The organism is Pseudomonas sp. 05N433, assembly GCF_056396925.1.
Genome location: NZ_JBFTML010000009.1, coordinates 50,977 through 75,007, shown reverse-complemented (window position 1 = coordinate 75,007; position 24,031 = coordinate 50,977). Strand labels below are relative to the sequence as shown.

Genomic DNA, 24,031 nt, shown 5'->3' with positions numbered 1-24,031 from the left:
GGTTAATTCGGCGCCAACTGCGCCACCATAAACTCAATAAACGCCCGGGTCTTTTGTGGTACGCGACGCGAGGAAGGGTAAACCGCGTTGATGGTAATCGCTGGTGCCTGCCACTCGCACAGCACCGGCACCAGGCGGCCTGCCGCCAACGCGCCTTCCACAATGAAATCAGGCAACAGGGCGATGCCCATCCCGGCTTCGGCGGCCTGAGCGAGCAAGTCGCCGTTGTTGGCGTGCAACGGGCCGGAAACGTTGACCCGTTGCGTCTCCTTGCCATTGCACAACTGCAGGCTCACGCCGCTTTGCAGATACCCGTAATTCAGGCATTGATGCGCGCGCAAGTCTTGCGGGGTCCGCGGTATGCCTGCACGCGCCAGATAGGCGGGGGAGGCCACCATGATCCGCGGTGCCGGTGCCAGTTGCCGGGCGATCATGGTCGAGTCTGGCATGCTGGCGATGCGAATCGTCACATCGAAGCCGCCACGCACTGGATCGACCTGTTGATCGCTGAGCACCAGTTGAAGCTCGATGTTCGGATGCTGCTCATGGAACAGCGGAATCAACCGTCCAAGGCGATGCAGGCCGAACGACATCGGCGCATTCACCCGCAACACCCCACGTAGCTCGCCGATGCCGTCTCGAGCGCGCTGCTCGGCCTCGTCCAGCGCGGACAACACCTCCCGCGCCGCCTCGAAATACTCGGCGCCAGCCTCGGTCAAGTGCAGGCTGCGCGTGGTGCGCTGCAGCAATTGCACGCCGATTGCTTCCTCCAACGCCTGAATCTGTTTACTCACCTTTGATCGCGGCACGTCCATCGCGCGAGCGGCAGCTGCGAAGCCGTTCTCGCCAACCGTCACGACAAAGGCGCGCATGCATTCGATCCGATCCACGATTGTCCCTTTTTTAGAATCAATTATTCTCGATTTTAGGGAATTGTCCCTTTTTTATCTAGCCCGTAAAGTTACTTCCAAGCCAGCAAGCAAACAGCTTGAGGCAAGTGACTCACCCAATATTCATTAAACAAATCGACATCAAAAGGAACGCGCCATGTCTAACCGTGAATTGCTCAACCCAACCAACTCCGCCCTGATCCTGATCGACCACCAGCCGCAAATGGCGTTCGGCGTGCAGTCGATCGACCGTCAGACCCTGAAGAACAACACCGTGGGTCTGGCGAAGGCCGCGAAGATTTTCAACGTGCCGACGATCTACACCTCAGTTGAAACCGAAAGCTTCAGCGGCTTCATCTGGCCGGAGTTGCTGGCTGTTCACCCAGAGCAGAAGCCGATCGAGCGCACCTCGATGAACTCCTGGGAAGACAAGGCGCTGGTTGACGCGGTGAAAGCCACCGGCCGCAAGAAGCTGATCATTGCCGCGCTCTGGACTGAAGTCTGCCTGACCTTCCCGGCGCTGGAAGCCCTGGCTGAAGGCTACGAGGTGTACATCGTGACCGACGCGTCTGGCGGCACCACCAAAGAAGCTCACGACATGTCGGTGCAGCGGATGATTCAGGCAGGCGCGGTGCCGGTCACCTGGCAACAAGTGCTGCTGGAATACCAGCGTGACTGGGCACACAAAGACACTTACGAGGCGGTGATGGAACTGGTGCTGGAGCACAGCGGCGCGTATGGCATGGGCGTGGATTACGCCTACACCATGGTGCACAAGGCGCCGCAGCGTCAGGTCAAATAACACCGTTACCCTTGTAGGCGCATGGCTTGCCCGCGAAGGCGGAGTATCAGTCGATAACTATGTTGACTGACACTCCGCCTTCGCGGGCAAGTCGGATCGCCGCACCGCTCGCTCCTATAGGGGCGGTGTTTACATGATGTGTTTTTCCGGCTCCGGAATGTGGCTCGCGCCTAACATGGCCGGAAGCAATCCGGCCCTTAAATCCCCGCCACTCGGCTGCTGATAAAGACTCAATCCGAACTCCGGCAGTACCGCCAGCAGATAATCGAAAATATCCCCCTGAATCCGCTCGTAATCCGCCCACGCCGTGGTGCGGGTGAAACAATAGATTTCCAGCGGAATCCCCTGCGCCGTCGTCTGCATCTGCCGCACCATGCCGGTCATGTTCTGCTGAACCTCCGGGTGACTTTTCAGATACGCCAGCGCATAGGCGCGGAAGGTGCCGATGTTGGTCATCCGCCGACGGTTGGCCGCCATCGCCGCGACGTTGCCCTGGGCTTCGTTCCAGGCCTTGAGCTCGGCTGTCTTGCGGCTCATGTAGTCGGTCAGCAAATGCACCTGGGACAGTTTCTGCTCTTCATCATCGCGAATGAACCGCACGCCGCTGGCGTCGATGAACAGGCTGCGCTTGATCCGCCGTCCTCCGGACTGCTGCATGCCGCGCCAGTTCTTGAACGACTCGGACATCAGGCGCCAGGTCGGGATCGACACAATTGTCTTGTCGAAGTACTGTACCTTGACCGTGTGCAAAGTGATGTCCACCACGTCACCGTCGGCACCGACTTGCGGCATCTCGATCCAGTCGCCGACCCGCAGCATGTCGTTGCTGGTCAGTTGCACGCTGGCGACGAATGACAACAGGGTGTCCTTGTAGACCAACAGAATCACCGCCGACATGGCGCCCAGACCCGACAGCAGCAACAGTGGCGAACGGTCGATCAACGTGGCGACGATGATGATCGCGCCAAACACGAACAACACCATTTTCGCCAGTTGCACATAGCCTTTGATCGAGCGGGTGCGGGCGTGTTCGGTGCGGGCATAGATGTCCAGCAGGGCATTGAGCAACGCGCTGATGGACAGCACCAGGAACAGGATGGTGAACGCCAGCGCCACGTTGCCGAGGAAGTTCATGCTGGTCTTGCCCAACTCCGGCACCAGGTGCAGGCCGAACTGGATGACCAGCGATGGCGTCATTTGCGCCAGGCGATGAAACACTTTGTTGTGGCGAAAATCGTTGACCCAGTGCAACGCCGGCTGGCGGCCGAGCATTTTGGTCGCATGAAGAATCAGGTAACGCGCCACTCGTCCGAGCACCAGCGCCACCACCAGCAGCAACATCAGCGCGAGTGTGGAATGCAGGAGCGGGTGCTGATCAAGGGCACCCCAGAGGTCTTGGGCGTTGAGCCAGAGCTGTTTGATATCCATGGTTGAAAACGCTTCTTCTGTAGGGCACGACGGGGCGATTAGAGCATTTAAGAGGTTGCGGATGACGTTTTGAGACAAATCAGGCAACAAAAAAGCCACTGTTTGCAGCCGTTTGTATAAAGAAACTCGGCCTTAGCGCTCGAAACCGTTACCCTATGCAGCTGTTTTTTTGTATTTCTTCGAGGTAGCACCCGTGTTTTCCCAATTCGCCCTGCACGAACGTCTGCTCAAAGCCGTGGCCGAGCTTAAATTTGTCGAGCCAACGCCTGTGCAAGCAGCGGCTATTCCGCTGGCGCTCCAAGGGCGTGACCTGCGGGTGACAGCGCAAACCGGCAGCGGCAAAACCGCCGCCTTCGTTTTGCCGATCCTCAACCGCTTGATCGGCCCGGCCAAAGTCCGCGTCAGCATCAAGACCCTGATCCTGCTGCCGACCCGCGAGCTGGCCCAGCAAACCATCAAGGAAGTCGAGCGCTTCGCGCAGTTCACTTTCATCAAGTCCGGCCTGATCACCGGCGGTGAAGACTTCAAGGTCCAGGCCGCCATGCTGCGCAAGGTGCCGGACATCCTGATCGGTACACCAGGCCGGATGATCGAGCAACTGAACGCCGGCAACCTCGACCTCAAGGAAGTCGAAGTGCTGGTGCTCGACGAAGCCGACCGCATGCTCGACATGGGTTTTGCCGAAGATGTGCAGCGTCTGGTGGATGAGTGCACCAACCGCCAGCAGACCATGCTGTTCTCCGCCACCACCGGCGGTTCGGGCCTGCGCGAGATGATCGCCAAGGTCCTGAACAACCCTGAGCACTTGCAGCTCAACGCGGTCAGCCAGCTGAACGACACCACGCGTCAGCAAATCATTACCGCTGACCACAACCAGCACAAAGAACAGATCGTGAACTGGCTGCTGGCCAACGAGACCTATCAGAAGGCCATCGTGTTCACCAACACCCGGGCCATGGCCGACCGTATCTACGGCCGCCTGGTGGCACAGGAATACAAAGCGTTCGTCCTGCACGGCGAGAAAGACCAGAAAGACCGCAAACTGGCCATCGACCGCCTGAAGCAGGGCGGGGTGAAAATCCTCGTCGCCACCGACGTCGCCGCCCGCGGTCTGGACGTGGAAGGCCTGGACTTGGTGATCAACTTCGACATGCCGCGCAGCGGCGACGAATACGTTCACCGCATCGGTCGCACCGGCCGCGCCGGCAACGATGGCCTGGCCATCTCGCTGATCTGCCACGGCGACTGGAACCTGATGTCGAGCATCGAGCGCTACCTCAAGCAGAGCTTCGAGCGCCGCACCATCAAGGAAGTCAAAGGCACCTACGGCGGACCGAAAAAGGTCAAGGCCTCGGGCAAAGCCGTTGGCGTGAAGAAGAAAAAGGTCGACGCCAAGGGCGACAAGAAGAAAACCGGCGCCAAGGCTCCGACCAAGCGCAAGATCGCCAACCGCCCGAAGACCGACGCCCTGTCGCTGGTCAGCAAGGACGGCATGGCGCCATTGAAACGCCGTAAGCCGGAAGCGCCGGCGGCTGAATAAAGCGTCGTAGCGATCCAATAAAAACCCGGACAGTGTCCGGGTTTTTTTACGTCAAAAGATCTTGCCATCTAACCCCCGGCTTTGTTCTTCGCCGATTCCAACTCCTTCAAACGCTGATCGATCACCTGGCACTTGTCCGGCAAATCCTTGCAAAACAGAACTCAACCTGTCGCTGGGCGTCAGCCTGACCTCCGAACAAGTCGCGGCCCTGACCCACGACATTGTCTGGATGGAGAATGCCGAGGTAAATGGCGAGCAAGTACTGGTGCCGGTGCTGTACCTGGCCAACGCCAACAATCGCCTGGCCGCCAACGGCGCCTTGGTCCAGGGCAGCGACGTGACCCTGATCGCCGGCAAAGACCTGAACAACGTCGGCACCTTGCGCGCCTCCAACAACCTGTCGGCCACCGCCACCAACGACCTGGTCAACAGCGGCCAACAGCGCCACGCTTAAACGCTTCCCGCAGCTGGAAGTGCAGGCGGATGTCGATCAGCCATTCCAGGTGTCGGGTTATTCGAATGGCGCGGGTGTTGGGAGTATCTATAGCTGCGGCCCGATCAAAACCACTTTCACACCAGAAAGAAGCAAGGTCTATTTGGTGGAGTTCCAGTTTGTTGGTAGCCGCTGTGAACAGCATGTCTACGATATAACTCAGCCTCAGGAACGCATTCCTGTGACGAGCGTGCCTTCTGCGTAAAGGACGCTCAGTTATTTGTAATCACTAGGCAAATCGGGCGACCCATATATCTATCCATGGGTGGAATCTCTGTCATAGATAGGGACTCTTTGTGGTTGGGTTGCCAAACCCGGTCGCCTTTTGGGCTACCGGGCTGACTATAGTCTTCATCCTTCAAGCATTCCCCCCATGGCAGCAACTAGCTGACACCTTGTCTTCATACCGATCGTGATGCCTCACCCAATCCATGATCTCCTCTTCATTACGCCCCTTAGGCGTTAGGTCGAGGTAGTTGTAGGCACCGACCAGCAGATCCAGGCCTCTCGCATACGTTGAATAGGTGTGAAAAATCTCCCCCGCTTCGTTGCGATAAAACACGCTAAGCCCTGGAAGTTCTTCCTCAACGCCGTCAGTTTTTTCGTAGTTGTAAGTCGCTTTCCCGGCGGTGACGTCTTCGGCCCGGGCGCAGACACCGAAGTCGTAGTTGAAGTCGCAGCCTTCAGATGAGACCCAATCGAATTTCCAGCCCATGCGCTGTTTGAACGGTTGGAATTCGGCGAACGGTGCGTGGGAAACCGCGACCACGGCGACGTCGTGGTGGGCCAGGTGTTGGTTGGCGCCGTCGATGTGGTCGGAGAGGAACGAGCAGCCTGGGCAGCCTTCGTCCCAGCCAGCGGCGAACATGAAGTGGTAGACGATCAACTGGCTGCGGCCGCCGAACAGGTCGGTCAGGCTCAGTTCGCCGTTGGTGCCCTGAAAGCGGTAGGGTTTGTCGATTTTTACCCAGGGCAGGGCGCGGCGTTCGGCGCTGAGTTTGTCTCGTTCTTTGGTGAAGGCTTTTTCGTGGGCCAAGTGTTGTTTGCGGGCCGCGACCCATTCTTCCCGGGACACGACCGGATGATTCTGTATGTTCATGCTGATTTCTCCTGCTTGCTGTGGCGAAAGTCGATCCGCGCAGAGGGGTAAACCGTCTTACACAGCCTAGTCGTTTGGCCTGCGCTCAAATCGACAGGCCGCCGGTCGGTTGGGGGAAAGAACTCGGCTGAACGGCTGCACTCCCTGTCGGTCACAACCTATGAAGGCCATTTCACTCGTGGGCACTGGAGGTTGATCAGGATGACGACTTATAACTGGGATTTGATCGAGCATTTACTGCACGAAGTGCAGAACAGTGCTGGCCGCAGTTTCACTCCACGGCCTTATGCCGAGCAGTATGCGGCGGCGAAAGCCTCCGCGGGCGAGCCGTTCGAGAATCTGGATCGCCTGAAAACGATGGCCGGTGAGTACGAAAAAATACTGCTGTTGCGGGGGTATATCGAGCCTCGGCCGGAGGATCAGGGTGGCAATGGCGAGAATTACATATTGACACCCCGGGGCTCGAGTTTGTTGAGCCTGATCGACAGCAGCATCCCGGGAAATGAGCATCCGCGCCAGGTGCTGGATGAGCAGGAAGATGCGCTGGATGAATTGACGTTTGATGAAGTGGCGTCGAAGGCTCAGATTGCGTGAAGCTTGCAGCTTTAGAACCTATCCTCGTTGCGCCGCTTTCAGGCATTTCAAATCAGTGAAGTCCTTGCGCATGTCTTCAATCTTATGCAGCAACCGTTGACGCTGAAACGGCGTGCTCTCGGCCATCAAGTCCACCAGCAATGCCCGAGCCTGGGCTTCGGTGTTGGCATAGGCCACACGGTAAGCGGGGGTCCATAAACTCTCGCGATCGACCAGAAGTGTCTCGATTTGCTGTGGGAATTGCGGACTCTGACGTTGCGCGACCGCCGCGCTGAATTGCTGTTGCCAATGGACGCGGTTGGCAATCCATTCTTTGTTCTGATCCCCCAGGGCGCTCGACCAAGCCATCACCCGTTGCTGTTGGGTTGGGCTGAGTGGTCCGAGCCAGGCATTCAGGCGTTTTTCCATGCGCTTGCTTCGCTCTTTGATCTGTTGCTCGAGAGGTGGCTTCAGATATTCCTCCTGGCGTTTGCGCAGGTCCTTGGCGAAAGCGTCGTTCATTTCCGCGACTTGCTTGTCATCCAGCCCTTGCAGCAGTTCGATGGCCGATGGGGTGATTTCCCGGGCGGTTTCGGCGATGGCTTGTTTGGCTTCCTGGGTACGGGCTTGCAGCTCGGCGTCGGTGATCTGGTTGGTCTCGATCATGGTCTGTAACCGATTCAGCCAGTCGAGGTAGCCGGGTAGTTGCGTGGTGCAGTGCCAGCGCAGGTGTTCCTTGAGCCGCTCGTTCAACCAGTCTTTTTGCTGGCGGTTCATGTCCAGGTAGTCGCTGAGCGTCCAGGGAATGATCACGTCGAGGTTGCGGTAAGCCAGGCCCACGCGGGTGCAGGCGGCGATGGTGAGGCTGAGCGTGAGGATGACGGTGATCTGTTTCAACCAATGCGACATGGCAAGCCCTTGCGAAGACCTGGTTTTTTATTGGGTTCTTTTATGTGAACGCAGGACGAGCCTGGCAGTTCAGCCGATTAATAGAAGGCGCGTACAGCCTTGAGAGTGACCAGGCCGTCGCATTCGCTATTGTGGCCGGAATAGGCGGAGCAATCGCTGCCGCTCAGGCTTGAGTCACTGTAGATCAAGTCCAAGTCGATACCCATGAACGGCCGGGACAATTTCACCGACCAGTCGGTAAAACTGCCTACATATCCACCGTCAACGGATACCGGCGTATTGAGCTGGTGAGTGGTGTATTTCAGGCTGACCCCGATGCCGAACGGCTGATTGCCACTGAGGTCGGCGAACAGGGTGCTGTTCTGTTTGTCCGGGTCGTTGCTGAAGGCAGCGCCGAAACGGCTATCCAGTAGGGTCAGGCCGCCGAAAAGCTCCTGGCTGTCGAGGGTATCCGCTTTGGGGTAACTGTAACGAATCATGCCCACTTCGTAGCCGAGGGAGTGATCGAAGGGCTGTTTAAAGCCCATGTAGGAGTCGACTTCAAGGTTGCTCGAAGGACTAAGCCCCATGCTGGGGGACCATTGGCCCACGTAGAAGCCGCTGTCGTGGCTCAGGTCGAGGCCACCGTGGAACGAGCCGGTCGTCGAGGGTTTGACCAGCCCTTGGGCCATGCTGCGGCTGGGGGTGGTGGCGAGTTTGAGATCGAAATCGCCCAATTCGCGCTGGAAGACTTGCGCATGGGCGACGGAACACCACAACAGGCTGGCGAGCAGGAGAAAAGGGGGCTTGAGCATGCGTCACTCCATGAGCTGCGAGGAGCAGGTGGTGAAAACCTGCTGAAACGCTTGATCCAGACACGTGCAAGCATACCGGCGAATGTTCGGCATCGAGGGCCGTTCGTCGATTGTTGAAATATTGATTTGTTTTATGGGGTGTTGCTGGAGGGTTCCAGTCCAAGCGCTTCGAAGCTCAAAGCGCTTAGGGACCAGTTAAAGCGGGGGAATTACTTTTTGCCCAGCGTGATCTGCTTGGACGGGCCGAACGTCTGGCCGCTGACGCCTTTGGCAATTTGCTGGATCTCGCCACCGGACTTGAGGAACGCAGCGATCTGATTGTTGATCGATTCGCTGGTTTCAACGGCTGGAGCTGGCTTTGCTTTGCTGTTGGATGCTTTTACACGCATGGCGGCCATTAACCTGTAGAAATTAACTTGGCCAGGCATCGTACAGGAAATACTTGACAATTGCTTGGTAAATATCCTCCCGAAATACACACGGCAGGTGCGCGAATAATCGCAAGTTATTATTTGGAATAGTCCCCTAAGCTGCTGTTTTAACTAAAAACCTCAGTGGGGAAATAGTGCTTTTCGGATGGGCTGGCCACCGTCCAGACCACCCGAACGGCCTGACGAGCGGCCAAACACGCCCGCCAAACCCAGGGAAATTAGGGCCTTGCGTGGATTTTCTCGCGCCACCGGGCCGGCCCGCCGAACGCCGCCCGCAAAACCGGGTAGAATGCCGCCCACGCAATGAGGGTATTGGACATGGCTTTAGTCGGGCGTTACAACAGTTTGCAAGTGGTTAAACACACTAACTTCGGTTTATATCTGGACGGTGGCGCGGACGGCGAAATCCTTCTGCCTAATCGTTATATTCCCAAAGATATTCCCAGCGAAGATGAAGATTGGCTCAACGTTTTTATTTATCTGGATAGCGATGACAAACTTATCGCCACCACCGAAAAGCCGAAAGTTCAGGTCGGTGAATTCGCCAGTTTGAAAGTCGTTGAAGTCAACAGCATCGGCGTGTTCCTGGATTGGGGGTTGCCGAAGGATCTGCTGCTGCCGTATTCCGAAGAAAAGCGCCAGATGACTGCCGGCGAGTATGTCGTGGTGCACGTCTACCTCGACAAACACACCCGGCGCATCACCGCGACGGCACGTCTGGACCGTTATCTGGACAAGACCCCGGCCAACTACACCCCGGGCCAGGAAGTTGATTTGCTGGTAGCCGAAGCGACCGATATGGGCTTCAAGGCAATCATCAACAACAAGCACTGGGGCTTGATCCACAAGAACGAAATCTTCAAGTTCATGCGCGCCGGTAAAGAAGAGAAGGGCTTTATCAAAGAAGTCCGTGCCGACGGCAAGATCAGCTTGAGCCTGCAGCCGGTGGGCGAAGCCGCTGCCACCAGTCTGAACTCGAAGATTCTCGCCAAGTTGCGCGACAACAACGGCACCCTGCCAGTCAGCGACAAGAGCGACCCGACACTGATCAGCAGTATGTTCGGCGTCAGCAAGGGCAACTTCAAAAAGGCCATCGGTGCGTTGTACAAGAACGGCCAGATCGTCATTCACGCTGATCGTATCGAACTCAGCTGACCTGCACCGGCCCCGGTAGGCGCTACCGCAGGTTGTGATCAAAAAAGGATCCAGCCTACGGTAGCCTTCTGCGTAGCAGTCACCCATCTCTTTGTATACATAACGCCCTGCACCGTTTGCAGGCGCGGACGCCCTGTTCATGGGCATTATCACCCCCTCTACGACTTGAAGGCTGTGCTCTGAACAGGGTTGGAAGCCAGATTTGTCACACCTTTAGATCGTATGGCACGCATTCTGCGTAGCAACTCGTATACAAACCATGCCGGCTCCCGTACGCAGTGTGCTCGCCACACCCATCCCGGGGGCCGCGCCTGTACTTTCGAGGAGCCCCGCGATGACCGAACAATTGCCCAATGGCTACAGCCCGCGCCTGTATAACCAGGACCTGGGGCCACTGCCGCAGACATGGAATTGGTACAACATCTTTGCCTTCTGGATGAGCGACGTGCACAGCGTCGGCGGCTATGTGTTCGCCGCCAGCTTGTTTGCGCTTGGGCTGGCCAGTTGGCAGGTGTTGATTGCCTTGCTCGGCGGGATTTGCATCGTGCAGTTGATCGCCAACCTGGTGGCCAGGCCGAGTCAGCAAGCCGCGGTGCCTTACCCGGTGATCTGCCGACTGGCGTTCGGGGTGTTCGGGGCGAATATTCCTGCGGTCATTCGCGGCCTGATTGCGGTGGCCTGGTACGGGATTCAGACGTACCTGGCGTCCAGTGCACTCATCATCGTCGTGCTGCGGTTTTTTCCTGCGATGGCGGCCTACGCCGAACCGCACTTTGCCGGTTTGTCCTACCTCGGCTGGTTCGGTTTCCTCAGCCTGTGGTTCGTCCAGGCGCTGGTGTTCTGGACCGGCATGGAGTCGATCCGCCGCTTCATCGACTGGGCCGGCCCCGTGGTGTACGGCGTGATGTTCCTGCTCGCCGGCTGGATCGTTTGGCAGGCCGGCTGGAGCAATATCAGCTTCACCCTGGCGGAGAAATCCCTGTCTGGCTGGGAAGCCTTCGGCCAGGTGATCGTGGCAACGGCATTGGTGGTGTCGTACTTTTCCGGTCCGACCCTGAACTTCGGTGATTTCAGTCGCTACTGCCGCAGCATGAATGACGTGCGTCGCGGCAATTTCTGGGGGCTGCCGGTAAACTTTCTGGCGTTCTCGCTGGTGACCGTGGTGATCGTTTCCGGCACCTTGCCGGTGTTCGGTGAAATGCTTCACGACCCGATCGCCACCGTGGCGCGCATCGACAACAGCGTGGCGGTGCTGCTCGGCGCCTTTGCCTTCGTCACCGCGACCATCGGCATCAACATCGTCGCCAACTTCGTGTCCCCGGCATTCGACTTCGCCAACGTCGCCCCAAGCAAAATCAGTTGGCGTGCGGGTGGCATGATCGCCGCCATGGCGTCGATCTTCATCACCCCGTGGAACCTATTCAACAACCCCGAAGTGATTCACTACACCCTCGACGTGCTGGCGGCGTTCATCGGCCCGCTGTTCGGGATTCTGCTGGTGGATTACTACCTGATCAAAAAGCAGCAGATCGACGTCGATGCGCTGTTCAATGACGGCCCGAGCGGGCGTTATTACTACAGCGGCGGGATCAACTGGACGGCGGTCAAGGCGTTGATTCCTGCCACCCTGATGGGCGTTGCGATCACTTTCATCCCGGTGTTGCAGCCGATGGCCAACTTCGCCTGGTTCACCGGCTGCTTCCTCGGCGGCGTCCTGTACTTCGCTCTAGCCAGGCGCGAGCAGGCACAGCAATCGGCGGCGCTGGTCATCGCTGGATGACGTACGTGGCGATTTAAAGGTCTTTTGCAGACACCTTTTTCTGTCCATCTGGTTAATAATCGACAGCATAATTTTTCGCCCCGGCACCCTCTGTTCAGCAGGAAGGCCGGGGCTTTGCTTTTACTGTCGAGTCACTGCCATGGATTGTGTTGTCGAGGTGTTCCGGTGAGCGCCACCCGGCGTAGCGCCGATGGGTTTGCCCTGCAAGTGATGGTCGGGCTGTGCCTGATCTGGGGTGTGCAACAGGTGATGATCAAATGGGCGGCGCCCGACATCGCGCCGGTCATGCAGGCGGCGGGGCGGTCGGGTATTTCCGCGTTGCTTGTAGGATTATTGATCTGCTGGAAGGGCGGTTGGGATCAGGTCGGGACTACCTGGCGCGGCGGCTTGCTGGCCGGCGCGTTGTTTGGCCTGGAGTTCTTCTTCATTGCCGAAGGTCTGCAACTGACCACGGCGGCGCATATGTCGGTATTTCTCTACACCGCGCCGATCTTTACCGCGTTGGGCGTGCATTGGTTGCTGCCGAGTGAGCGTTTAAGACCGGTGCAGTGGCTGGGGATTTTTCTGGCGTTCATTGGCATTGCCATTGCGTTTGCCGGTGGTGTGTCCTGGGACAATCTTGACCACCGCATGTTGATGGGCGATGCCCTGGGTGTGCTGGCCGGCGCGTCGTGGGGCGCGACCACTGTAGTGGTGCGCGCCTCGCGTCTGTCGGAAGCGCCGGTGACCCTGACGCTGTTTTATCAACTGATCGTCGGCTTCGTCGGCCTGCTGCTGATCGCGATCCTCAGTGGTCAGGTCACCCATGTCAGCCTGACCACGGTGGCGGTGGCCAGCGTGCTGTTTCAGGGATTGGTGGTGTCGTTCTTCAGCTACCTGACGTGGTTCTGGCTACTGCGCCGTTACCTGGCGGCGAACCTCGCGGTGTTTTCGTTCATGACGCCGTTGTTCGGCGTCACGTTCGGCGTGGTGCTGCTGGGTGAAGAGCTGAGCCTGAACTTTGTGATCGGCGCGGTACTGGTTTTGCTCGGGATCACTTTTGTGAGCGCAGAGCAGTGGGTGCGCCGTCGTTTGCGCAAAGCACTTGGGCAACCCTGATCGGGCGCAGCAACAAGCCTGCGGCAATGATAAAACCGCCGCCGGCGATCACCAGCGCGGGTTGCAAGCCACCGCTGAAATGGCTGCTCAACGCGGCTAGCAACGGCCCGCTGAGCTGACCCACGGCGAAGCACGCGGTCAGCAGCCCGGCATTGCGCTGGGTGGCGTGGGGCGCCAGTTCCCGGGAGCGCTGCATCACCAGTTGCATGCAGGCCAGAAACGGCCCGCCACACAGGATCACCCCCAGCGCCAGGCCGGCACCGCTGCCCAACAGGCAAGCAAACACCCCGGCGGCCTGTAGCCATAGCGTCGCCATCAGCCAATGACGAGTTGCGTTCGGGTTGTGCCGACGCAGGCTCACCAACACGACCCCGGTCGCCGCCGCCAGACCAAAGCACGGCCAGAACAGATCGGCTTGCCATTGCCCATGGAACTGCGCGCTGGCCATTTGTGAGAGGAAAGTGGCCGGGATGATGTAGCCCAGACCGTACAACCCATAGATTACCGGTAAGCGTCCGACGCCTTGGGCAGCCGACTTGGTGGCAAGCGGTATCACCGTTGAAGTGGCGGCCGGCTGCGGCAGGAACGGCAGAATCGCCAGCAGCGTCACCAGGCCGACAGCGGCATACACCAGCCACAAGGTTGCGGACGTCTGCCCCAGCAGGTTCGAGCCCAAGGCCAACAACCCTGTCAGAAAAATCCCCAGACCCGGTCCGGCAAACACCAAGGCGCCGAGTCGCGGACGACCGGCCGCCGCTGCCAGCGGTTGGCTCAACGCGGTAATCATCACCAGCACCCAGGCACTGGCCACGCCCGTGCCGAAACGCAGCGCCAGATGCGCCCAGAACCCGTTGGCCCAGAACGAGGCCAGGGTCAGCAATACACACAACCACAAACCGCCGAGCAGGCGCCTGCGAACCTGATCGGGGCGACGGGCGAACATCGCATCCACCGCGCCGGCGAAGTAACCAAGGTAGTTGGCGGCAGCAATCAGACCAGCGGCAGTCAGGTCGATCTGACCTTCGCTGAGCAAGTGCGGCAGTTGTGGGGTGAGGGCGAAACGCCCGATGCCCATGGCCATCATCAGGGCGACAAAGCTGGCGGTTAAGCGAATCAGCGGGGACATGGTCTGAGTTCCGTTTCGAGGATCAATGACCGTCAGGCTAGGACTGATTGACTTTCTTTAAAAATGAATAATAGTGAGAAACTTGTTCTTATTTGGAGAATGGCGTGGAATTCAGCCAATTGCGGATCTTCCAGGCAGTGGCGGAGGAGGGTTCCATCACCCGAGCCGCCGAACGCCTGCATCGCGTGCCCTCCAACCTGTCGACCCGGCTTAAACAGCTCGAAGAGCAACTCGGTGTCGAACTGTTCGTACGCGAGCGTCAGCGTTTGCAGTTATCACCTGCGGGAAAAGTCCTGCTGGACTACACCACCAAGCTGTTCGCCTTGCATGACGAAGCTCACGCGGCGGTGCAGGGCGGGCAACCGGCCGGGGATTTCGTACTGGGCACCATGTACAGCACCGCCGCAATTCACTTGCCAGAGCTGTTGGCGCGTTATCACCGCCGCTACCCGGCGGTGAACCTGCAAGTGCAGTCGGGGCCCAGCGGTGAATTGCTCGAAGGGCTGCTCACCGGGCGCCTCGATGCGGCGCTGGTGGACGGCCCGCTGGAACTGGCCGGGCTCGACGGCGTGCCGTTGTGCGACGAACGGCTGGTGTTGATCAGCGAGGCCGATCATCCGCCGGTGCGCAGTGCGCTGGATGTCGAAGGGCGTTCGGTGTTCACGTTTCGCCAGGGCTGCTCCTACCGGATGCGCCTGGAAGCCTGGTTTGCCCATGACCATGCGGCCATGGGCCGACCCATGGAGATCGAGTCTTATCCGGGAATGCTGGCCTGCGTGATTGCCGGCTCTGGCGTGGCGCTGATGTCGGAGTCGATGCTCGCCAGTCTGCCGGGGCGTGAAAGCGTGGCGGTGCACCTGTTGGCCGAGCCGTTTGCCAGCGCGACCACTTGGCTGATGTGGCGCAAAGGCATGGTCGGGGCCAACCTGAATGCATGGATCGAGCAGCAGCAGGCGGTGTATCCGTCGACCATGGTCCAGGCCCAGTCAATTTCTTGAACTAACGTCCAAGGATTTGGATCAATTCAGTAACAGATCATTGCGATCTTGAGCGAGCATTGCGTAGGACTTCGGACTATTATCAGTGCGAAGGGGCTACAGAACTTCGGCCGCTCGGCACGACCCTGAAGGGGGGCATCATGAAAGAGAAAATCCAAAACTGGCTGCATGACCTGGGTGTCGCACTCGGTTTGATTGAACCGCCTCTGCAACCGGTGCCAATTCGCACTGATGACGAACAACGTCGCCGCCAGCAGCGCCGTCGGTAAGTCTGGCAAATCACCTGTGGCGAGGGAGCTTGCTCCCGCTGGGGCGCGCAGCGGCCCCATTCATCGCCACTCAGGTGGGTCAGCTTGAGCGCGAGTGCAGCTTGCGATTGCTGCGCAATCGAGCGGGAGCAAGCTCCCTCGCCACAGAGGTTCGTTCGGCCCATCGGATGTATTTAGCAATCCGTTTCAATACCGCCCAATCTCAATCAAAAACCGGGTCAAGTCATTCGCCGTCCTGGCAGTCTTGAGCATCCGGTCTTCTTCGGCGGTAAACGCCGTCAACCCCAACTGATCCTCCAGGCGGAAGATCAGCTCTTCAATATCCTCTTTGTCCAAGCCCAACTGCATCAGGTTGGTGTTGTCGTCGAAGTCATCCTGGTTTTCCAGCAGGCGGCGGATGCGACGATGCACGGCGGCACGAACGGCGGCTCTTGTCATGAGGTCCTTCTTCGAGAACGTTATGAGGTCCCTGACGCTGAGTACAGCAGGCTTCAGGCGTGTCGGCGCTGCCACTCGTCAATCATCGAGCGCAGATACTCTCCGGAAGGCTACCGAAATGCGTTCGATCTTGAACCACTGATCGCGGCTGACGATCTTCATGGGCAAATTCCTTCAGGCGAAAAAAAACGGGTGTGGCAACCGACGCCACACCCGCCGAAGAAAGCATCAGGTCGTTATAGAAGTCTTAGGCAGCGCTCGCCACTACGGCCGGGCGACGGGACAGAAGGCTGACCACCACGAAACTCACCAGGCCCACGCCGAGGCTGTAGTAGATCGGAGTATTGGCGTCCATACCGTCCTTGATCATGAACAGCAGCGCAGTGGCAAAGCCCAGGCCCATGCTGGCGATGGCGCCGGCGGTGTTTGCGCGTTTCCAGAAGATCGCGCCGATCAGCGGGATCAGCATGCCGCCCACCAACAGGTTGTAAGCCAGGGTCAGCGCGCTGATCACGTCATGTACGACCAGAGCGATGCCGAGTACGACGATGCCGGTCAACAGGGTGAACAGGCGGTTCATGCCCAGGCTCGACTGTTTGCCTCCACGCAGTTTCGGCAGCAGGTCTTCGGTCAGTGTGGTGGCAGCGGCGAGCAGGCCGGCGCTGGCGGTGGACATCATGGCCGCCAGGGCCGCGGCGATCACCAGACCACGGATACCGTCCGGCAGGGACAGTTTGACGATGGCGGCGAAAGCGTTGTTGACGTTGTCCAGGTCCGGGATCAGCACGTGAGCGGCCATGCCGATCAGGGCGCAGGCCAGGCCGTAAAGGATGCAGTAGAAGCCTGCGAAGGTACCGGCGACCTGAGCCACTTTGGCGCTCTTGACGGTGAACACACGCTGCCAGATGTCTTGGCCGATCAGGATCCCGAAGAAGTAGATCATGAAGTAGGTGATGATGGTGTCCCAGCCAATCGTGGTGAAGCTGAAGGCAGTGGCCGGCAGTTTCAACACCAATTCATCCCAGCCGCCAACGCGGTACAGGCAGATCGGCAACAGGATGAACATCAGGCCCACGGTCTTGATCACGAACTGGACGATGTCGGTCAAGGTCAGGGACCACATGCCGCCGATGGCCGAGTAGATCACCACCACGCCACCGCCGAGCAATACCGAGACCCAGAACGGCAGGCCGAACAGCACTTGCAGCACGGTGCCGATTGCCAGGATCGAAACTACGCCGATCATCAGCGCATACGCCAGCATGATCACCGCGCTCGCGGAGCGGGCCATCGGGTTGTAGCGTTTTTCCAGCACTTGGGTAACGGTGTAGATTTTCAGTTTCAGCAGCGGTTTGGCGAGGAACAGGTTCAGCGCCACGATCCCGCAGCCGAGTGCCGCGCACAGCCAGAAACCGGAGATGCCATGGACGTAGCCCAGGCGCACGGTGCCGACGGTGGACGCGCCGCCCAGAACGGTGGCGGCCATGGTGCCCATGTACATGCTCGGGCCGAGGTTGCGACCGGCGACCAAAAAGTCTTCGTTGGTCTTGGCCTTGCGCATGCCGTAATAGCCGAGCATCAGCATCGCGGCGGCGTAGATGAGTACGACGAATAAATCCAAAGCCATGATGGCGTGTCTCCGATTGTCTTTTTTATGGTGAGGCTGAATAGCAATATGGCCATGAGACCGCTTTTTGTGGCGAGGGAGCTTGCTCCCGCTGGGCTGCGAAGCATCCCCAAATCCTGCAACCAGGTTTCTTCTGGAGAACGCCATTAACCTGTTTTGCGACTGCTGCGCAGTCGAGCGGGAGCAAGCTCCCTCGCCACGGAAGTTCTGTTGACCACCGTGTTGAATCAGGCGGCTTGTCGCATCGCCGGTTTACCGAGCGAATCCGTGCCCTTGCTGCGTGCATCGTTGGGGCCGAACACCGCAGGCGATTCCGGAAACAGGCTCAGCAGCGTCAGGTACACCAGCGAGGCCAGGCCGAGGGTTACCGGCAGGCTGATGTCGATCCCGCCGGCCAGATCTCCGAGCGGCCCGACAAACTGCCCCGGCAGGTTCACGAAGCACAAACCGACCGCGGCACTCGGGATCCAGGCGCCCAGACCACGCCAGTTCCAGCCGTGGGTGAACCAGTAGCGGCCACCTTTTTCGCCACGGGTGAACACTTGCAGGTCATCCGGGCAGTAAAAGCCGCGACGCACCAGCAGGCCGATGATCATGATCACCATCCATGGGGTGGTGCAGGTGATGATCAGCACGGCGAAGGTCGACACGCTCTGCACCAGGTTCGCTGCAAAGCGCCCGATGAAGATGAAGGCAATCGACATCACGCCGATCAGCAGCGTCGCTTTAACCCGCGACAGGACCCGTGGAAACACACTGGACATGTCCAGCCCGGTGCCATACAGCGACGTGGTGCCGGTGGACATGCCGCCAATCACCGCAATCAGGCACACCGGCAGGAAGAACCAGCTCGGTGACACCGCCAGCAGGCCGCCGACGTAGTTGTTGGCCGCGATGTAGTCCGGTGCCTTGATCGCCACGATGGTGGCGGTGGCCAGGCCGAACAGGAACGGGATGAAGGTCGCGATCTGCGAGATCACCACGGCAGCCATGATCCGGCGCTTGGAGGTGTCACGCGGGATGTAGCGCGACCAGTCGCCGAGGAACGCCCCGAAGGAAATCGGGTTACTCATCGCCACCAGCGCAGCGCCGATGAAAGCCGCCCAGAAACCCGGTTGACCGAGGCTGACGCTGCCGGCGTAGTTCACATCGAAAGGACCGGCGAAGGCGAAGACGCCCAGCAGAAACAGCAGGCTGGCGCTCCACACGGCGATCTTGTTGACCCACAGCAGGAAGCGGAAGCCGTAGATGCACACTGTCAGCACCAGGATCGCGAACAGACCGTAGGCCAGGCCCAGGGTCAGGTCGGTTTCCGGCAGGCCGATCAGGCGTTTCGCACCACCGATCAACGCATCACCCGAACTCCATACCGAGAGCGAGAAGAAGGCGATAGCGGTCAACAGCGACAGGAACGAACCGACGATCCGCCCGTGCACGCCGAAGTGCGCACCGGACGACACGGCGTTGTTGGTGCCATTGAGTGGACCGAACAGGCCCATCGGCGCGAGGATCAGCGAGCCCAGCAACACGCCCAGCACAATCGCCCAGACGCCCGCCTGAAAAGACAGGCCGAACAGTACCGGGAAACTGCCGAGCACGGCGGTGGCGAAGGTGTTGGAACCGCCGAAGATCATCCGGAACAAGTCCGTCGGGCCTGCGGTGCGTTCGTTGTCCGGGATCTGCTCGACCCCGTAGGTTTCAATTTGCGTAAGGCTTTGGTCTTTGTTGTTGTTATTCATGATCTGCTCCGATCATAAAGGCGCGCTCATCGTGCGTGAGCGTCACCTGTTTGGCTAAGGGGGTGGCAGCCCTTCCGGCATTGCGGACAAATGTTCATGGCAGGCCAGCCAAAGGCCTTGTTGTTCTTGGCCAGACGCCTGTTTCTTGAAAACAATCGTCTCGCGTTCCTGGCTGAAGTGTTGCTCCCCTTGCATGCGCAGCTCGGTGGCCACGTCATGGATGAAAATCGCCACGTCACCCTGCAGGCTGACGAAGGCGTTGCTCGAGGTGCACGACAGCACCTCGAAGCCGTCCTCGGCACGCCAGCTGTCCCACAACGCCTGGTAGGCATCGCGCGACAGCAGGGGCTGCTCGAGGGTGTAGAACACGAAGCTGGCGTCGATGCTGAATGCGCCGAAGTAGGCTTCGCGATCGTTTCGGGCAAAGGCCGACACCAGTTCGGCGGCGGCATTGAGTACCTGATCACGTTCGTTCATGACCGATCCTCAGCGATGGACCACGCCTGGCAGTACGCAGAGCATTTCGTACAAAAGGTTGGCGCCCAGCAGCGAGGTGTTGCCGGTGGTGTCGTACGCTGGCGAGACTTCTACCAAATCGCAGCCAACCAGGTCGAGGCCTTGGCAACCGCGCACGATTTCAATCGCCTGAATGGTCGTCAGACCGCCGATTTCCGGGGTGCCGGTGCCAGGTGCCCAGGCCGGATCGATGCCGTCGATATCGAAACTCAGGTACACCGGACCGTCGCCGACTTTCGCGCGAACTTCGGCCATCAGCGGCGCCAGGGATTTGTGCCAGCATTCTTCAGCCTGAACCACACGGAAGCCTTGATTGCGGCTCCAGTTGAAGTCATCAGCGGTGTAGCCCTGAGCCCGCAGGCCAATTTGCACTACGCGGTCGCAATCCAGAAGACCTTCTTCTACCGCGCGACGGAAGGTGGTGCCGTGGGCGATTTTCTCGCCGAACATGTGATCGTTCACATCCGCGTGAGCGTCGATGTGCACCAGGCCGACCTTGCCGTGCTTTTTATGGATGGCACGCAGGATCGGCAGGGTGATGGTGTGGTCGCCGCCCAGCGTCAGGGGGATCACATCGTGTTCGAGGATATTGTCGTAGGCCTCTTCGATGATCCGCACGGCGTCCAGCAGGTTGAAGGTGTTGATCGCCACGTCACCGATATCGGCAACCGACAGCGAGTCGAACGGCGCAGCGCCGGTGGCCATGTTGTACGGACGGATCATCACCGATTCAGCGCGGATTTCACGCGGCCCGAAGCGGGTGCCGGGGCGCAGGGATGTGCCGATGTCCAGCGGGATGCCGATAAAGGCAGCGTCTAGGCCGGCAGCGGATGGCAAGTGGGGGAGTCGCAGCATGGTGGCGATGCCGCCGAAGCGCGGCATTTCATTGCCGCCCAGTGGTTGGTGAAGAATCTTGTCCACGGGTAAGGCCTCATCGTCGTTGTTTTATTTATGCAGGTAAGCCGCTCGGGGAGAGACGGGCACCGCTGTGGGCCGATTCTGCGAAATGCAGTGGCCGGGAAGAATCGCTACGGGCAAATACTTAGTTCAGATTTTTCTAAACTAATGGCGGGCGGGAAGATAGACTCCCCACCATGCACCGAACCCTTGTGGCGAGGGAGCTTGCTCCCGCTGGGCTGCGAAGCGGCCCCAAAACCATTAAGCCCGGTTGCATCGGGCAGACCGCATGAGTCGGGTTTACGACTGCTTCGCAGCCGAGCGGGAGCAAGCTCCCTCGCCACAAAAGCAACATGCACTACCTTGCAATGGAGCCCCCCCCATGGCCAACGCTTTACCCGACCTGAAACTATTGCGCATCTTCGTCAGCGTGGTCCGCCATCAGGGGTTCGCCAACGCCCAGCACGAGCTCAATCTCTCGACGTCGGCCATCAGCACCTATATGAGCCAGCTCGAAGCGGCCCTCGGCCTGGTGCTGTGCCATCGTGGTCGCGGCGGTTTCAGCCTGACCAGCAAGGGCGAGCTGTTCCATCAGGAAACCCTGCGTCTGTTGGCCGAACTCGAAGGTTTCGAACAATACGCCGCCGCCCTCAAAGGCGAATTGCGCGGCACGTTGAACCTGGGGGTGATCGATTCCACCGTCAGCGACAAGGCCTTGCCATTCGCCGAAGCCATCGGCGCCTACAGCCAGGAACACCCGGCGGTGCACTTGCATCTCTCGGTCATGAGCCCATACGAACTGCAACTCGGCGTGCAGGACAACCGCCTCGACCTGGCCATCGGTGCCTTTTCCACGCGCATGAGCGGTCTGGTCTACATGCCGCTCTACCGCGAGCAACACTGGCTGTATTGCAGCAGCCGTCATCCGCTGTTCAACGAGCGGCGCATCCCCGAACAGGTCATCACCCAGCAACGCATGGTCGGTCGCGGCTATTGGAGCCAGGCCGAACTGGCGCGTCATGGTTTCAAGCACAGCGCGGCGACCGTGGAAAGTATGGAGGCCCAATTGATTCTGGTGCTGTCCGGCGCCTACATCGGTTACCTGCCGGAGCACTACGCCCAGGCCTGGGCCGACAAGGGGGATTTGCGCGTGCTGCTGCCGGCGACGTTCGGTTATCAGGCGCCATTCTCGATGATCGTGCGCCGTGGCCGTAGCCGCGAGCCGCTGATCCAGACCTTCCGTGATTTGCTCAAAGCACAGCTCAATCAGGCTTAAGAAAATGTCCAGAATCCAGTGCCCGCGCTGCCTGCGTCCGCAAACCCATTGTCTGTGCCCACTGATCCCAAGCCTGGATAGCCGCACGCGGGTGTTGCTGTTGCAGCATCCGAGTGAAGTGAACCATGCATTGAATACCGCACGATTGGCTGCGTTGGGACTCAAGAATGCCGAGTTGATCGTGGGCGAGGTGTTCGAGGATTTGCCGGCGTTGTTGAATCAACCGGGCTATCAGGCGCGGCTGTTGTTTCCCGGTGAAGATGCGCAGCCGATGCAGGCGTACACCGCGAGTGATAAGCCGCTGCTGCTGGTGGTTCCGGACGGTACCTGGCGCAAGGCGCGCAAGATGCTGCACCTCAATCCATTGCTGGCGGCGTTGCCGAGAGTGACATTGGCCGAGGGCGGGGTGTCCCGTTATCGCTTGCGCAAGGCACCTGGGCCTGGGGCGTTGTCGACGGTGGAGGCGATTGTGCAGGCGTTGCAGACCCTCGAAGCACCGAGCAGTTTCGAGCCGTTATTAAAGCCGTTCGAGGCGCTGATCGAGGGGCAGATCGCGGCGATGGGGGAGGAGACCTATCAGAAGAATCACGGCCGGTGATGACTTGTGGCGAGGGAGCTTGCTCCCGCTGGGCTGCGCAGCAGCCCCAAAACCATTCAGCCTGTGTGTCAGGGAAATCATGCTGACAGGTTTTGGGAGCGCTTCGCACTCCAGCGGGAGCAAGCTCCCTCGCCACAGGGACAGCGTGAGACTTAGCGTTCGCGCATCGCCTCGGTCCGTGCCTTCAACACCGGTTTAAGCAGGTAATCCAGCACGCTTTTCTCCCCAGTAATAATGTCCACCGTCGCCACCATCCCCGGAATGATCAGTAGCGGTTTCACGTCCCCGCCCAGGTGATTCTTGTCGGTCCTGACCTGAATCAGATAGAAACTGTTGCCCTTGTCATCGGTAATGGTGTCCGCCCCGATCAACTCAAGCCTGGCACTCAACCCCCCATAAATCGTGTAGTCATAAGCGCTGAACTTGACCATGGCTTTCTGGCCCGGGTGCAGGAACGCCACGTCTTGAGGGCGGACCTTGGCTTCGATCAGCAGGTTGTCCTCCACGGGCACGATTTCCACCATGTCGCTGCCCGGCTGGACCACGCCGCCGATGGTATTAACCTTCAGCACTTTGATGATGCCGTGAACCGGCGACACCACGGTGGTGCGCGTTACCCGGTCGTCGATGGCAATGCTCGTGGCGGTGATTTTCGACAGGTCGGTGCGTTTTTCATTCAGCTCTTTCGCCGCGTCCGAGCGGAAGGATTGTTCGGACTCGTCGATCTTGCTTTTGATCTCATTGATCGCCGATTCCGCCCGGGGAATCGCCAGGGTCGTGGCGTTCAACGAGCCGCGGATTTCCACCGCGCTGCGTTTGAGCCGCAGGATTTCCACCGGCGACACCGCCCCGGTGCCCACCAGCGGCGCCGACATGTTCATCTCTTGTTGCAGCAGCGCCAGACTGGAACTGAACTGCCCCTGTTTGGAACGGAACTCCGCCAGCTCCTGGGTTTTTTGCCGAAGTTGTTCAGTCAGCGTGCGTTGTTCGCTGGCCAGTCGGCGCTGGCGTTGTTCATACAGCGAGCGTTCGTCCTCGGCCACTTGCGGCGCCTTGGCGATCACTTCCTGCGACAGTGTGAATGGCCGGCCTTCCGCTTCGGCGGACAATCGTTCGACCTGCGCGATCAAGGCATAGCGGTCCGCTTCGCTTTCACCCTTGTTCGACAGGAATCGCGTGTCATCCAGGCGCAGCAAGGTGTCGCCCTTGTTCACCATTTGCCCTTCGCGCACGAAAATCTCGGTGACGATGCCGCCTTCCAGGTTCTGGATCACCTGTATCTTGCTCGACGGAATCGCCTTGCCTTCGCCCATGGTGACTTCCTGCAACACGGCGAATTTGGCCCAGACCAGCGCGCTGATCAGCAGCGCCGCCGCCAGCCACACGGTGATCCGCGACCAGCGCGGTGAATCCTGCAACGAGGCGCCGGCGGTTTCCGGCATGAACTCGCTCTCGGCACTTTTGCTGAAACTGCCGAAGTAGCTTCGGGCCGCTGAATCCGGTGTTTGAGCAGACATGGGACGATACCCGTCAGTTAAGAGAAGTAATGCCGAAC

23 protein-coding genes and 2 pseudogenes are annotated in these 24,031 nt (G+C 59.3%); 12 read left to right on the top strand and 13 right to left on the bottom strand.

Features of this window, described 5'->3' with window-relative positions; all coding sequences use genetic code 11:
- Positions 1-2: 2 nt before the first annotated feature.
- Complete coding sequence (locus tag AC1DIS_RS05990; protein ID WP_026286472.1) at positions 3-890, bottom strand: LysR family transcriptional regulator; 888 nt, start codon at positions 888-890, stop codon at positions 3-5.
- A 157-nt stretch (positions 891-1,047) separates the two neighbouring features.
- On the opposite strand from AC1DIS_RS05990, the gene AC1DIS_RS05985 reads away from it, so the two are divergent.
- Positions 1,048-1,692, top strand: a complete 645-nt coding sequence (locus AC1DIS_RS05985; protein ID WP_007934054.1) for a hydrolase — start codon at positions 1,048-1,050, stop codon at positions 1,690-1,692.
- Between the two features lie 129 nt (positions 1,693-1,821).
- Here the strand turns inward: AC1DIS_RS05985 and AC1DIS_RS05980 are convergent, their stop codons facing one another.
- Positions 1,822-3,120 (bottom strand): mechanosensitive ion channel family protein, encoded by a 1,299-nt coding sequence (locus AC1DIS_RS05980; protein ID WP_477748760.1) that lies wholly within the window; start codon positions 3,118-3,120, stop codon positions 1,822-1,824.
- A 193-nt stretch (positions 3,121-3,313) separates the two neighbouring features.
- On the opposite strand from AC1DIS_RS05980, the gene AC1DIS_RS05975 reads away from it, so the two are divergent.
- The 3 genes and pseudogenes from AC1DIS_RS05975 to AC1DIS_RS05965 all read left to right on the top strand — a co-directional run.
- A complete protein-coding gene (locus AC1DIS_RS05975; RefSeq protein WP_007934066.1) occupies positions 3,314-4,660 on the top strand; it encodes a DEAD/DEAH box helicase in 1,347 nt (448 codons plus the stop codon).
- Between the two features lie 151 nt (positions 4,661-4,811).
- Positions 4,812-5,096: pseudogene (locus AC1DIS_RS05970) on the top strand (hypothetical protein); the annotation flags it as partial.
- A pseudogene (locus tag AC1DIS_RS05965) lies at positions 5,092-5,358 on the top strand (hypothetical protein); the annotation flags it as partial. The pseudogenes AC1DIS_RS05970 and AC1DIS_RS05965, both read left to right, overlap by 5 nt.
- Before the next feature lie 153 nt (positions 5,359-5,511).
- Here the strand turns inward: AC1DIS_RS05965 and AC1DIS_RS05960 are convergent.
- The gene (locus AC1DIS_RS05960; protein WP_477743402.1) at positions 5,512-6,252 is read right to left on the bottom strand and encodes a DUF899 domain-containing protein; all 741 of its coding nucleotides are present in this window, start codon (positions 6,250-6,252) and stop codon (positions 5,512-5,514) included.
- 201 nt (positions 6,253-6,453) lie between these two features.
- Here AC1DIS_RS05960 and AC1DIS_RS05955 point away from each other — a divergent pair, with 201 nt between their 5' ends.
- Positions 6,454-6,846 (top strand): hypothetical protein, encoded by a 393-nt coding sequence (locus AC1DIS_RS05955; RefSeq protein ID WP_018929896.1) that lies wholly within the window; start codon positions 6,454-6,456, stop codon positions 6,844-6,846.
- Between the two features lie 18 nt (positions 6,847-6,864).
- Here AC1DIS_RS05955 and AC1DIS_RS05950 read toward each other — a convergent pair whose 3' ends face one another.
- The 3 genes from AC1DIS_RS05950 to AC1DIS_RS05940 form a co-directional block, all read right to left on the bottom strand.
- Complete coding sequence (locus AC1DIS_RS05950) at positions 6,865-7,734, bottom strand: DUF6279 family lipoprotein (protein WP_064619623.1); 870 nt, start codon at positions 7,732-7,734, stop codon at positions 6,865-6,867.
- A 77-nt stretch (positions 7,735-7,811) separates the two neighbouring features.
- Positions 7,812-8,528 carry a TorF family putative porin gene (locus AC1DIS_RS05945; protein WP_477743403.1) on the bottom strand — a complete coding sequence of 239 codons (717 nt, stop codon included), beginning with the start codon at positions 8,526-8,528 and terminating at the stop codon, positions 7,812-7,814.
- Positions 8,529-8,737: 209 nt separating this feature from the next.
- Positions 8,738-8,926, bottom strand: coding sequence for a hypothetical protein (locus AC1DIS_RS05940; protein WP_017337097.1), 189 nt, complete (start codon positions 8,924-8,926; stop codon positions 8,738-8,740).
- A gap of 351 nt (positions 8,927-9,277) precedes the next feature.
- On the opposite strand from AC1DIS_RS05940, the gene AC1DIS_RS05935 reads away from it, so the two are divergent.
- The 3 genes from AC1DIS_RS05935 to AC1DIS_RS05925 all read left to right on the top strand — a co-directional run bounded on the left by AC1DIS_RS05935 (position 9,278) and on the right by AC1DIS_RS05925 (position 12,992).
- On the top strand, positions 9,278-10,114 hold the full coding sequence (locus AC1DIS_RS05935; protein ID WP_007942143.1) for a CvfB family protein: 837 nt from the start codon (positions 9,278-9,280) through the stop codon (positions 10,112-10,114).
- A gap of 334 nt (positions 10,115-10,448) precedes the next feature.
- On the top strand, positions 10,449-11,894 hold the full coding sequence (locus AC1DIS_RS05930) for an NCS1 family nucleobase:cation symporter-1 (RefSeq protein ID WP_305411560.1): 1,446 nt from the start codon (positions 10,449-10,451) through the stop codon (positions 11,892-11,894).
- Between the two features lie 165 nt (positions 11,895-12,059).
- Positions 12,060-12,992 (top strand): DMT family transporter, encoded by a 933-nt coding sequence (locus AC1DIS_RS05925; RefSeq protein WP_028939950.1) that lies wholly within the window; start codon positions 12,060-12,062, stop codon positions 12,990-12,992.
- On the opposite strand, the gene AC1DIS_RS05920 is transcribed toward AC1DIS_RS05925, so the two are convergent.
- Positions 12,928-14,118 (bottom strand): MFS transporter, encoded by a 1,191-nt coding sequence (locus tag AC1DIS_RS05920; protein WP_477743404.1) that lies wholly within the window; start codon positions 14,116-14,118, stop codon positions 12,928-12,930. The genes AC1DIS_RS05925 and AC1DIS_RS05920 overlap by 65 nt on opposite strands.
- A 104-nt stretch (positions 14,119-14,222) precedes the next feature.
- On the opposite strand from AC1DIS_RS05920, the gene ptrR reads away from it, so the two are divergent.
- Both ptrR and AC1DIS_RS05910 read left to right on the top strand, forming a co-directional pair.
- Complete coding sequence (ptrR, locus tag AC1DIS_RS05915) at positions 14,223-15,116, top strand: putrescine utilization regulator PtrR (RefSeq protein ID WP_477743405.1); 894 nt, start codon at positions 14,223-14,225, stop codon at positions 15,114-15,116.
- Positions 15,117-15,256: 140 nt separating this feature from the next.
- Positions 15,257-15,385, top strand: a complete 129-nt coding sequence (locus tag AC1DIS_RS05910) for a PA1414 family protein (RefSeq protein ID WP_007914492.1) — start codon at positions 15,257-15,259, stop codon at positions 15,383-15,385.
- Between the two features lie 186 nt (positions 15,386-15,571).
- Here AC1DIS_RS05910 and AC1DIS_RS05905 read toward each other — a convergent pair whose 3' ends face one another.
- The 5 genes from AC1DIS_RS05905 to speB form a co-directional block, all read right to left on the bottom strand.
- Positions 15,572-15,823: an acyl carrier protein gene (locus AC1DIS_RS05905; protein WP_026286702.1), complete on the bottom strand. Its 252-nt coding sequence runs from the start codon at positions 15,821-15,823 to the stop codon at positions 15,572-15,574.
- A 247-nt stretch (positions 15,824-16,070) separates the two neighbouring features.
- The gene (locus tag AC1DIS_RS05900) at positions 16,071-17,450 is read right to left on the bottom strand and encodes a sodium:solute symporter family protein (protein ID WP_018929904.1); all 1,380 of its coding nucleotides are present in this window, start codon (positions 17,448-17,450) and stop codon (positions 16,071-16,073) included.
- Between the two features lie 227 nt (positions 17,451-17,677).
- Entirely contained in the window at positions 17,678-19,189 is a 1,512-nt protein-coding gene (locus tag AC1DIS_RS05895; protein ID WP_477743406.1) for a purine-cytosine permease family protein, read from the bottom strand.
- 54 nt (positions 19,190-19,243) lie between these two features.
- Positions 19,244-19,666, bottom strand: a complete 423-nt coding sequence (locus AC1DIS_RS05890; RefSeq protein ID WP_018929906.1) for a YybH family protein — start codon at positions 19,664-19,666, stop codon at positions 19,244-19,246.
- 9 nt (positions 19,667-19,675) lie between these two features.
- Positions 19,676-20,626: an agmatinase gene (gene speB, locus AC1DIS_RS05885; RefSeq protein ID WP_019648049.1), complete on the bottom strand. Its 951-nt coding sequence runs from the start codon at positions 20,624-20,626 to the stop codon at positions 19,676-19,678.
- Between the two features lie 358 nt (positions 20,627-20,984).
- Between speB and AC1DIS_RS05880 the strand changes: the two genes are divergently transcribed.
- Entirely contained in the window at positions 20,985-21,878 is an 894-nt protein-coding gene (locus AC1DIS_RS05880) for a LysR family transcriptional regulator (RefSeq protein WP_007938472.1), read from the top strand.
- A 4-nt stretch (positions 21,879-21,882) separates the two neighbouring features.
- The gene (locus AC1DIS_RS05875) at positions 21,883-22,476 is read left to right on the top strand and encodes a tRNA-uridine aminocarboxypropyltransferase (RefSeq protein ID WP_064619603.1); all 594 of its coding nucleotides are present in this window, start codon (positions 21,883-21,885) and stop codon (positions 22,474-22,476) included.
- 152 nt (positions 22,477-22,628) lie between these two features.
- On the opposite strand, the gene AC1DIS_RS05870 is transcribed toward AC1DIS_RS05875, so the two are convergent.
- Positions 22,629-23,993: an HlyD family type I secretion periplasmic adaptor subunit gene (locus AC1DIS_RS05870; RefSeq protein WP_477743407.1), complete on the bottom strand. Its 1,365-nt coding sequence runs from the start codon at positions 23,991-23,993 to the stop codon at positions 22,629-22,631.
- Between the last annotated feature and the right edge of the window lie 38 nt (positions 23,994-24,031).

Bases quoted from the DNA above. Each gene is read 5' to 3' on its own strand.
- AC1DIS_RS05985 (WP_007934054.1), top strand. From the start codon at position 1,048: ATGTCTAACCGTGAATTGCTCAACCCAACCAACTCCGCCCTGATCCTG.
- AC1DIS_RS05980 (WP_477748760.1), bottom strand. From the start codon at position 3,120: ATGGATATCAAACAGCTCTGGCTCAACGCCCAAGACCTCTGGGGTGCC.
- AC1DIS_RS05960 (WP_477743402.1), bottom strand. From the start codon at position 6,252: ATGAACATACAGAATCATCCGGTCGTGTCCCGGGAAGAATGGGTCGCG.
- AC1DIS_RS05955 (WP_018929896.1), top strand. From the start codon at position 6,454: ATGACGACTTATAACTGGGATTTGATCGAGCATTTACTGCACGAAGTG.
- AC1DIS_RS05950 (WP_064619623.1), bottom strand. From the start codon at position 7,734: ATGTCGCATTGGTTGAAACAGATCACCGTCATCCTCACGCTCAGCCTC.
- AC1DIS_RS05945 (WP_477743403.1), bottom strand. From the start codon at position 8,528: ATGCTCAAGCCCCCTTTTCTCCTGCTCGCCAGCCTGTTGTGGTGTTCC.
- AC1DIS_RS05940 (WP_017337097.1), bottom strand. From the start codon at position 8,926: ATGGCCGCCATGCGTGTAAAAGCATCCAACAGCAAAGCAAAGCCAGCT.
- AC1DIS_RS05935 (WP_007942143.1), top strand. From the start codon at position 9,278: ATGGCTTTAGTCGGGCGTTACAACAGTTTGCAAGTGGTTAAACACACT.
- AC1DIS_RS05930 (WP_305411560.1), top strand. From the start codon at position 10,449: ATGACCGAACAATTGCCCAATGGCTACAGCCCGCGCCTGTATAACCAG.
- AC1DIS_RS05920 (WP_477743404.1), bottom strand. From the start codon at position 14,118: ATGTCCCCGCTGATTCGCTTAACCGCCAGCTTTGTCGCCCTGATGATG.
- AC1DIS_RS05910 (WP_007914492.1), top strand. From the start codon at position 15,257: ATGAAAGAGAAAATCCAAAACTGGCTGCATGACCTGGGTGTCGCACTC.
- AC1DIS_RS05905 (WP_026286702.1), bottom strand. From the start codon at position 15,823: ATGACAAGAGCCGCCGTTCGTGCCGCCGTGCATCGTCGCATCCGCCGC.
- AC1DIS_RS05900 (WP_018929904.1), bottom strand. From the start codon at position 17,450: ATGGCTTTGGATTTATTCGTCGTACTCATCTACGCCGCCGCGATGCTG.
- AC1DIS_RS05895 (WP_477743406.1), bottom strand. From the start codon at position 19,189: ATGAATAACAACAACAAAGACCAAAGCCTTACGCAAATTGAAACCTAC.
- AC1DIS_RS05890 (WP_018929906.1), bottom strand. From the start codon at position 19,666: ATGAACGAACGTGATCAGGTACTCAATGCCGCCGCCGAACTGGTGTCG.
- AC1DIS_RS05880 (WP_007938472.1), top strand. From the start codon at position 20,985: ATGGCCAACGCTTTACCCGACCTGAAACTATTGCGCATCTTCGTCAGC.
- AC1DIS_RS05875 (WP_064619603.1), top strand. From the start codon at position 21,883: ATGTCCAGAATCCAGTGCCCGCGCTGCCTGCGTCCGCAAACCCATTGT.
- AC1DIS_RS05870 (WP_477743407.1), bottom strand. From the start codon at position 23,993: ATGTCTGCTCAAACACCGGATTCAGCGGCCCGAAGCTACTTCGGCAGT.